The 8,676-nt window shown below is 71.3% G+C and carries 8 protein-coding genes; 2 read left to right on the top strand and 6 right to left on the bottom strand.

Annotation, left to right across the window (positions count from 1 at the left end; all coding sequences use genetic code 11):
* Positions 1-797: 797 nt before the first annotated feature.
* Both ACIHIX_RS19320 and ACIHIX_RS19315 read right to left on the bottom strand, forming a co-directional pair.
* Positions 798-3,017, bottom strand: a complete 2,220-nt coding sequence (locus tag ACIHIX_RS19320) for a heavy metal translocating P-type ATPase (RefSeq protein ID WP_399957255.1) — start codon at positions 3,015-3,017, stop codon at positions 798-800.
* Between the two features lie 24 nt (positions 3,018-3,041).
* Positions 3,042-3,275 carry a heavy-metal-associated domain-containing protein gene (locus ACIHIX_RS19315; protein WP_399957252.1) on the bottom strand — a complete coding sequence of 78 codons (234 nt, stop codon included), beginning with the start codon at positions 3,273-3,275 and terminating at the stop codon, positions 3,042-3,044.
* A gap of 186 nt (positions 3,276-3,461) precedes the next feature.
* On the opposite strand from ACIHIX_RS19315, the gene ACIHIX_RS19310 reads away from it, so the two are divergent.
* Positions 3,462-4,661 (top strand): cation:proton antiporter, encoded by a 1,200-nt coding sequence (locus ACIHIX_RS19310; RefSeq protein WP_399957249.1) that lies wholly within the window; start codon positions 3,462-3,464, stop codon positions 4,659-4,661.
* 49 nt (positions 4,662-4,710) lie between these two features.
* Positions 4,711-5,754 (top strand): zinc-dependent alcohol dehydrogenase family protein, encoded by a 1,044-nt coding sequence (locus tag ACIHIX_RS19305; RefSeq protein ID WP_399957246.1) that lies wholly within the window; start codon positions 4,711-4,713, stop codon positions 5,752-5,754.
* Here the strand turns inward: ACIHIX_RS19305 and ACIHIX_RS19300 are convergent.
* The 4 genes from ACIHIX_RS19300 to ACIHIX_RS19285 all read right to left on the bottom strand — a co-directional run bounded on the left by ACIHIX_RS19300 (position 5,735) and on the right by ACIHIX_RS19285 (position 8,628).
* On the bottom strand, positions 5,735-6,109 hold the full coding sequence (locus ACIHIX_RS19300) for a GNAT family N-acetyltransferase (RefSeq protein WP_399957243.1): 375 nt from the start codon (positions 6,107-6,109) through the stop codon (positions 5,735-5,737). The two genes, ACIHIX_RS19305 and ACIHIX_RS19300, sit on opposite strands and share 20 nt — an antisense overlap.
* A 12-nt stretch (positions 6,110-6,121) precedes the next feature.
* On the bottom strand, positions 6,122-6,325 hold the full coding sequence (locus ACIHIX_RS19295) for a helix-turn-helix transcriptional regulator (protein WP_399957239.1): 204 nt from the start codon (positions 6,323-6,325) through the stop codon (positions 6,122-6,124).
* Between the two features lie 368 nt (positions 6,326-6,693).
* Positions 6,694-7,521, bottom strand: a complete 828-nt coding sequence (locus ACIHIX_RS19290) for a helix-turn-helix domain-containing protein (RefSeq protein ID WP_399957236.1) — start codon at positions 7,519-7,521, stop codon at positions 6,694-6,696.
* 189 nt (positions 7,522-7,710) lie between these two features.
* A complete protein-coding gene (locus ACIHIX_RS19285) occupies positions 7,711-8,628 on the bottom strand; it encodes a sugar phosphate isomerase/epimerase family protein (protein WP_399957232.1) in 918 nt (305 codons plus the stop codon).
* Positions 8,629-8,676 lie beyond the last annotated feature (48 nt).

The raw sequence follows: 8,676 nt of genomic DNA, 5'->3' as shown, positions 1-8,676 counted from the left end.
CCTGCCGGTGGGGGCGTCGCTTGATCGGCGCCCTGCTGCTGGTCGGTCTTCCTGGGCTTGGCCCGCGTCGGTCGGGCCCTGCTTGATCGATGCCCTGCCGCCGATCGGCCCTCCTGGCTTCGGCTGCGCCTGTCGGGTCTTCCGGTGTGCGGCGCGGGATGCCCGAGGGGTCGGCCGGGGGTCCGGGGGTTGCCCCCGGGTCGGCTGCGCTGAGTCGTCAGGTCACACAGGGCCCCGTATGCCGATGCCGGCTGCGGGGCCTCGTCGTGTGCCCGGGAGTGAACGGTGGAAAACAGAAGGCGCCCTGGCGGCGGTCCCCCCACGGGCCGACGTCCAGGGCGCCTTCCCATGTCCCGGTGCGGATTCCCCCCACGGGATCCGGCCGGGCGTCTGTGAGAAAACAGCGCCTGAATCGCTGTGTTGAGCAGAACGAGCAAAACTCGTCGTACTCCTACTTGTGTGTACTGCGGTGTGCGATCTGCCGGGACAGCGCACGGTCGGGCGGGCCGCTCAAAGCTTCCCGACGTACGTGTCCCGGCAACGCATCTCTGAGGAAGTCCCCCAAGACATCCCCAGATGCCAGGATGCGCCCCCCAAGACGCGGCCTGACATCGCCAACTTAGACCTTCGAACCCCTTCGATGGTTACGTTCACATCACTGTGATCTGCGTCTCTTGCATTTGTCCGTTTGATACGCAAGGGAACCGATACGCCGATCGGGGCCCAAGCGTAAGGATGATGCGCGAGCCTTGTGAAGAGCTTATGTGAGCCGCGCGCCGGACTCCAGAGGGTCCCCCCTAACGGAATGAGCGCAATCGCAGGCTGTTCGTCACGACGAAGACCGAGGAGAACGCCATGGCGGCACCGGCGATCATCGGGTTCAACAGCCCCGCGGCGGCCAGCGGCAGCGCGGCCACGTTGTAGCCGAAGGCCCACACCAGGTTCCCCTTGATCGTGGTCAGCGTCCGCCGCGACAGCCGGATGGCATCCGCGGCCACCCGCAGATCCCCGCGCACCAGCGTCAGATCCCCCGCCTCGATCGCCGCGTCCGTCCCGGTCCCCATCGCCAGCCCCAGGTCGGCCACGGCGAGCGCGGCGGCGTCGTTGACCCCGTCGCCGACCATGGCGACGACCCGCCCCTCGCCCTGGAGCCGCCGTACGGCCTCCACCTTGTCCTCGGGCAGCACCTCCGCCACGACCCGCGAGATCCCGACCCGCTCGGCCACCGCCTCGGCGACCGTCCGGTTGTCCCCGGTCAGCAGCACCGGCGTGAGCCCGAGGGCCCGCAGTTCCCGCACCGCCTCGGCGCTGGTCTCCTTCACCGCGTCCGCGACGGCCAGGACGCCGCGTGCCGCCCCGTCCCAGCCGACCACGACGGCCGTACGGCCGCCCCTCTCGGCCTCGTCCCTGGCTCGGGCCAACTCCTCCGGCAGCGTGTCGAAGAGGCGCCCCACGGCCACGTCATGGCCCTCCACGCGTCCGCGCACACCCCGCCCGGGCACGTTCTCGAACGCCTCGACCGCCGGCAGCGCCCCCACCCGCTCCTGTGCACCGGCGGCGACCGCCCGGGCGACGGGATGCTCGGAGGCGTGCTCCACGGCGCCCGCGAGCCGCAGCACCTGCCTCGCGTCGGCGCCCTGGACGACGTGGACCTCGTGGAGGGTCATACGGCCGGTGGTCACCGTGCCCGTCTTGTCGAGGACGACGGTGTCGACGCGGCGGGTCGATTCGAGGACCTCGGGGCCCTTGATGAGGATGCCGAGCTGGGCGCCGCGGCCCGTGCCGACCATCAGCGCGGTCGGGGTGGCGAGACCCAGCGCGCACGGGCAGGCGATGATCAGGACGGCGACGGCCGCGGTGAACGCGGCGGCCGGGTCGCCGGTCGCGCCGAGCCGGCCACCGAGCGTGGCCACGGCGATCGCGATGACCGCCGGGACGAAGACGGCCGAGATCCGGTCGGCGAGCCGCTGCACCTCGGCCTTGCCGTTCTGCGCCTCCTCGACCAGCCGCGCCATCCGCGCGAGCTGGGTGTCGGCGCCCACGCGCGTGGCCTCGACGACCAGCCGCCCGCCCGCGTTCACGGTCGCGCCCGCGACCGCGTCCCCGACCGTGACGTCCACCGGCACCGACTCTCCGGTCAGCATCGACGCGTCGACGGCGGAGACACCCTCGACGACCGTGCCGTCGGTGGCGAACTTCTCCCCGGGGCGGACGACGAAACGGTCGCCGACCGAGAGACGGGAGACGGGGACGCGGACCTCGTGGCCGTCCCGCAGTACCGCCACGTCCTTGGCGCCCAGCTCCATCAGGGCCCGAAGGGCCGCCCCCGCGCGGCGCTTGGAGCGGGCCTCCAGATAGCGGCCGAGCAGGATGAACGTGGTGACACCGGCCGCGACTTCGAGATAGATGGTCGTGCTCGCGTCCACGCGCGCGACGGTGAACGTGAACTCGTCCTTCATGCCGGCCGTGCCCGCGTCCCCGAGGAACAGCGCCCACAGCGACCAGCCGTACGCCGCCAGCGTGCCCAGCGAGACGAGGGTGTCCATGGTGGCGGCGCCGTGCCGGAGGTTGGTCCAGGCGGCGCGGTGGAAGGGCAGCCCGCCCCAGACGACCACCGGGGAGGCGAGGGTGAGGGCCAGCCACTGCCAGTTGTCGAACTGGAGGGCCGGGACCATCGACAGGAGGACGACGGGGACGGCGAGGAGGGCGGAGACGACGAGCCGCTGACGCAGGGACGCCGACTCCGGGTCCTCGTCCGGGGCGGTCTCTTCCGCCGGAGGCGCCGGCTCCTCGGCCGTGTACCCCGTCCGCACCACCGTCGCGATCAGATCCGCGACCTCGACGCCCTCGGCGTAGGTGACCTTCGCCTTCTCCGTCGCGTAGTTGACGGTGGCGGTCACGCCGTCCATCCGGTTGAGCTTCTTCTCCACGCGGGCGGCGCAGGAGGCGCAGGTCATGCCGCCGATGACGAGTTCGACCTCGGCGGGCGGGCCTATCGGGGCGGTGGTGCCGGACATGTTCCGTACTCCAGGAGGTACTGGTTACGCCTTGCCGACGAGCTCGAAGCCGGCCTCGTCGACCGCCGCGCGCACGGCTTCCTCGTCGAGTGCGGCGGTGGAGACGACGGTGACCTCACCGGTGGAGGCGACGGCCTTCACGGAGCTGACGCCGGGGAGTTCGGAGATCTCGCCGGAGACCGAGCCCTCGCAGTGGCCGCAGCTCATGCCGCTCACCTTGTAGACGGTGGTGACCTGGGTGTCGCTCTGGGCGGTCATCTCGTTCTCCTCTTCGAGGCGTGTGGGTTCTACGGGACCCGCGGTGGCGTCCACATGCTTCACACTATACCCCTAGGGGGTATTTCTCCAAGGGGGGTCGCGACGGACGACGGTGAGTGACGTACGACCAAACCGCTTGTACGTCAGCAGAGCGGATTCTTCGGAACTTTATGGTAGATACCGATCATGTCGCAGGCCGGGACGCTCATCCTGATCATGTCCATCGCGGTGCTCGCACCCCTGCTGGCGTACGGGGTCAGCCGCTGGCTGCCGGTGCCGCTCGTCATCTTCGAGATCCTGCTGGGCGTCCTGGCCGGCCCGGACGTACTGGGCTGGGCCGGCGACGGGCAGGTCATCGACACCCTGTCCGACCTGGGCCTGGCGATGCTGATCTTCCTCGCCGGTTACGAGATCGAGTTCGACAAGGTCCGCGGCGACACCCTCAAGCGCGCACTGTGGGCATGGCTGACCGCGCTCGTCGTCGGACTGGCGCTGGCCTTCGCCCTCACCGGACTGTCCAAGGGTGTCTACATCGGTACGGCCCTCACCAGCACGGCCCTCGGCACGGTCCTGCCGGTGCTGCGTGACGCGGGGGATCTGCACTCGCGGTTCGGCTCGGTGCTGACGGCGTTCGGCGCGGTCGGCGAGTTCGGGCCGATCATCGCCATCGCGCTGCTGCTGAGCGGGCGTGCACCGGGCCGGTCGACGGCGGTCCTGGCGGCGTTCGCGCTGCTGACGGCCGCCGCGGTGTGGTGGGCGATGCGCCCGCGCCCGCCGTGGTTCCCCCGGGTGATCGCGAAGACCCTGCACAGCAGCGGCCAGTTCGCCGTAAGGCTGGTCGTCCTGCTCCTCGCGGTGATGCTCGGCATCTCCCAGGCGCTCGGCCTCGACACCCTGCTCGGCGCCTTCGCCGCCGGGATGCTCACCCGGCTGCTGCTGCACGGGGCGGCGCCGGAGAGCGCGGGGCCCGTCCTGGAGAAGGTCGAGGCGATGGGGTTCGGCTTCCTGGTGCCGGTGTTCTACGTCGTCACCGGCATCGAGTTCGACCTCGACGCCCTGCTGTCCGGCGGCCGGGCGCTGCTCCTCCTGCCGGTCTTCCTGCTGCTGTTCGTCCTGGTCCGCGGCCTGCCCGTGTACGCGCTGGCCCCGCCGGATCTCGTACGACGGGACCGGCGCGCCCTGACCCTCTTCGCGTCCACCGCGCTTCCCCTGGTCGTCGCCATCACCACGATCGGTGTCGACGACGACGTCCTGAAGACGGACGAGGCGGCGGCACTGGTCGGCGCCGCGATGCTGTCGGTACTGCTGTTCCCGCTGGCCGGGCTGCGGCTGCGCGGCGAGCGGAGGGTGGTCGAGGAGCCGCTCGGAGGTTCGGAGTCGTGGTGAAGCCGGGTCAGGATGGAGGGGCCAGACCTTCACGGCGATGGGAGCGCACATGCGGGCAGTGGTCTTCGAGCGGTACGGCGAGCCGGCCGAGGTGCGGGAGGTGCCCGACCCCGGACCGGCCCCGCACGGGGTCGTGGTCCGGGTGTCGGCCACCGGTCTGTGCCGCAGCGACTGGCACGGCTGGCAGGGCCACGACCCCGACATCACGCTCCCGCACGTGCCCGGCCATGAACTCGCCGGTGTCGTCGAGGCGGTCGGCGACCGGGTCACCGCCTGGCGCCCCGGCGACCGCGTCACCGTGCCCTTCGTGTGCGCCTGCGGAACGTGTGCCGCCTGCGCGGCCGGCGACCACCAGATCTGCGAGCGGCAGACCCAGCCAGGCTTCACACACTGGGGTTCCTTCGCGCAGTACGTGGCCCTCGACCACGCCGACGTGAACCTGGTCGCCGTCCCCGAGGAACTGTCCTTCGCCACCGCGGCCGCCCTGGGCTGCCGGTTCGCCACCGCGTTCCGGGCGGTCGTGCAGCAGGGGCGGGTCGCGGCGGGGGAGTGGGTCGCGGTGCACGGCTGCGGTGGGGTGGGCCTGTCGGCGGTGATGATCGCGGCGGCGGCCGGAGCGCGGGTGGTGGCGGTGGACGTGTCGCCCCAAGCCCTGGAGCTGGCACGGAAGTTCGGCGCGACGGAGGTGGTGAACGCTTCGGTGGCCGATGACACGGCAGCGGCGGTACGCGAACTCACCGGCGGCGGCGCCCACTTGTCGCTCGACGCCCTGGGCTCCCCGCTCACCTGCGCGGCCTCCGTCAACTCCCTCCGCCGCCGCGGCCGGCACCTCCAGGTCGGGCTGCTCCCCTCGATGGACGGCACGACCCCCGTCCCGATGGCCCGCGTGATCGCCCTGGAGCTGGAGATCCTGGGCAGCCACGGCATGGCCGCGCACACCTACCCGGGCATGCTGGCCCTGGTCCGGGCAGGAGTACTGCGACCGGACCTGCTGGTCACCTCCACGATCAACCTGAACGCGACACCGGCCGCGTTGGCGGCGATGGGAAGGGCACCGGGGGCGGGGGTCACGGTCATCGAGCCGTGGGGCTGAGGGCCGCCCACTCCTGTTCCAGTACGGCCATGAGCACCCAGTCGACCCACCGCCCGTCCCGCAGATCCGCCTCGCGCCGGACGCCTTCCCGCACGAAACCGGCCTTCTCGTAGGCGCGCAGGGCCCGGGCGTCCCACTCGTACAGCACCACCTCGCCGACGAGTTCGCCGGTGGCGCGGTCGGTGACGGCGAGGTCGAGGCGGTCCGGCTGGGCGGACCGGGAGCCGTACCAGGAACGCAGGTGCTCCAAGGTGAACTCGGTGCCCGGCCCGCCGGTGAAGCGGACGACCTCGGGGTCGCGGATGACGGAGAAGCTCGTCCACGGCTCCCCACCGGCCGGGCTCCGGGTCGGCAACCGTGTTTCTCCTCAGTAGTCCTCTCGCCTGCCTCGGTTGCCGGGGCGGGCGGCGACCCAGGCCCGCACCGTGTCCGCGTACCAGAAGGGCTTGCCGCCCTCCACGTGGTCGGGTGGGGGCAGCAGCCCGTGTTTGCGGTACGACCGCACGGTGTCCGGCTGCACCTTGATGTGCGCGGCGATCTCCTTGTACGACCAGAGCCTTCGGTCGGTCATGAGGGGTGCACCTCCCTGCGCGCGCCGCGGCGGCGGCCGGGAACGGCCGTCGGGGGTACCGGGCGCTGCGCTGGCGTCACAAAGCCTGTGCCCCGTCAACGACGGAGAGTGAGCGCAGGTCAGGCCCTGTGCACCGCGTGTGACGCAAGACCCGCGTATACGCGACATGTGTGACACACAAGGGGTGTTCGTGACACGAGTGCAGCAAAGGCGCACGCGGGCGCGTGGGCGCGGCGCGTTGACAGGGCGGCGCGGGAGGGTTCCCACAGGTGGGGCCGGACCCGCTGCGCCGGGCCCGGCTCCACCAGCTCCCCCGCCTCCCCGGTGGCCACTGGGGGCGCACAACGGCCGGGAGCCACAGACTGCATTCAGCCAACCCCGGGGGTCTTGGAAAAATCCGCACTCCCCCTCGATCCGGGCGCCGCGAGCACCAGACTCGTCGCCTCGCCGCTGATCCGGTCACCCGCGGCCGGACCGTGCGCCCCGCGCCGGGCGAGCGTGAACTCCCGTGGCGTGCACCCGGTCATCGCCTTGAACTCCCCGCTGAGATGGGCCTGGTCGTAGAACCCGCACAGCGCCGCCGTCTCCGCCTGCCCCCGCCCCGCGGCCAGCAGCCGCCGCGCTCGCTGCAACCGCAGCACCCGCCCCGCCGCCTTCGGCCCGAGGCCGATCTGCTCCCGGAACCGGCTCTCCAGCTGCCGCACACTCCAGCCGACGTCCTCGGCGAGTCGCGGCACGGGGATCACCCCACCCGTCCGCACCAACTCCGCCCACGCCCGCACCACGCGGGCCGACGGAGCCGTACCGTCCCGCGACCACCGCGCCAACACGTCGTCCAGCAGCCCGAACCGGGCCTCCCAGGTCGGCAAGGCGTCGAGCGCGGCGGCGAGTTCGTCGACCCTGCCGGGCAGCGCATGCGGCAACTCATCAGGATCCACGGTCCGGTTGACCAGCTCGTACTGCGGTGTCCCGAACAACGAGAAGGCGGCCCAGGGAGCGAGCAACACCTCGATCCCCGAAAGCCGCCCGTCGTGCTCCCCGATGGCAGGAGTGGTGGTGGGCCCGCAGTACACGGACACGAGCGTGTCCGGCACCCGCCCGCCCCGACTGATCCGCACCGCCTCCCCGAACCCCAACAGCAGAGTGGCCGCCCCGATGGGCGCCTCAAGCCGCCGCCGAGGCCGAGAGAGCGCCATCCGGACCCCGCGATACGAAAGAACGCCGGGGCGGAGCCGGGCATGAGGCAGGGCAAGGGCAACTTCCCAGGAACCCCAGGCCCCATGGCCGGACCGAGAACGCACGGCACTTGTCATCAAGCCATGCTGCAACGCCTCAAGGGGCGCGGGGAACTGCGCGACCAGCCCCCGCTCACCCGCAGCGAAGAGCTAAGCCCCGCAGGACCTCAAAAACGCCCGAGTCCGCTGAGCGATGGGCAACGGCTTGTCCGGCTCGCACGGATACATGTCCTGCTCCACGATCGCGAACAGATCCACGTCCAACTTCTGCGCCGCCTCCAAGACAGGCCCCAACGCCGGTACACCCGACGGCGGTTCACACATCACACCCTGCGCCACCGCGGGCCCGAACGGCGTCCCCTTGGCCCGTACGTCGGCGAGGATCTCGGGATCGACCTGCTTCAGATGCAGGTACCCGATCCGGGACCCGTACGTCTCGATCAGCTTCACGCTGTCCCCGCCGCAGTACGCGTAGTGCCCCGTGTCCAGGCACAGCGACACCAGCGACGAGTCCGTCCCGTCCAGGAAGCGCGTGACGTTGTCCTCGCTGTCGATGTGCGTGTCGGCGTGCGGATGGACGACGATCCGGAGCCCGTACTCCTCCCGCACCCGCTCCCCGAGCCGCTCGGTGAGCGAGGTGAGGTTGCGCCACTGCTCAGGCGTCAGCGTGTCCGACTCCAGCACCTCGCCGGTCTTGTCGTCCCGCCAGAAGGACGGGATGACGACGAGGTGCTTCGCGCCCATGGCCTGCGCCAGCACCGCGTTGTCGGCGACATGCGCCCAGGTCTTCTCCCAGACGGACTCGCCGTGGTGCAGCCCGGTGAAGACCGTGCCGGCCGACACCTTCAGCCCGCGCCGGCCCACCTCCTCGGTGAGCACGGTGGGATCGGTCGGCAGATACCCGTAAGGGCCAAGCTCGATCCACTCGTAACCGGAGTCCGCGACCTCGTCGAGGAAGCGCTGCCAGGGGACCTGCTGGGGGTCGTCGGGGAACCACACACCCCAGGAGTCGGGAGCCGACCCGATGCGGATGCGGGACAGTGAGGAAGAGGGTGACAACGACGTCATGCCGGTCAGCTTCCGCGTGAGCGGTAAGCGCTGTCAAGAGCTGGTCCG

It is taken from the genome of Streptomyces sp. NPDC051913 (genome assembly GCF_044593635.1).
Taxonomy (GTDB): domain Bacteria; phylum Actinomycetota; class Actinomycetes; order Streptomycetales; family Streptomycetaceae; genus Streptomyces.
Note: the sequence above shows the minus strand (reverse complement) of the source record. Positions and strands in the feature narration are given on the sequence as shown.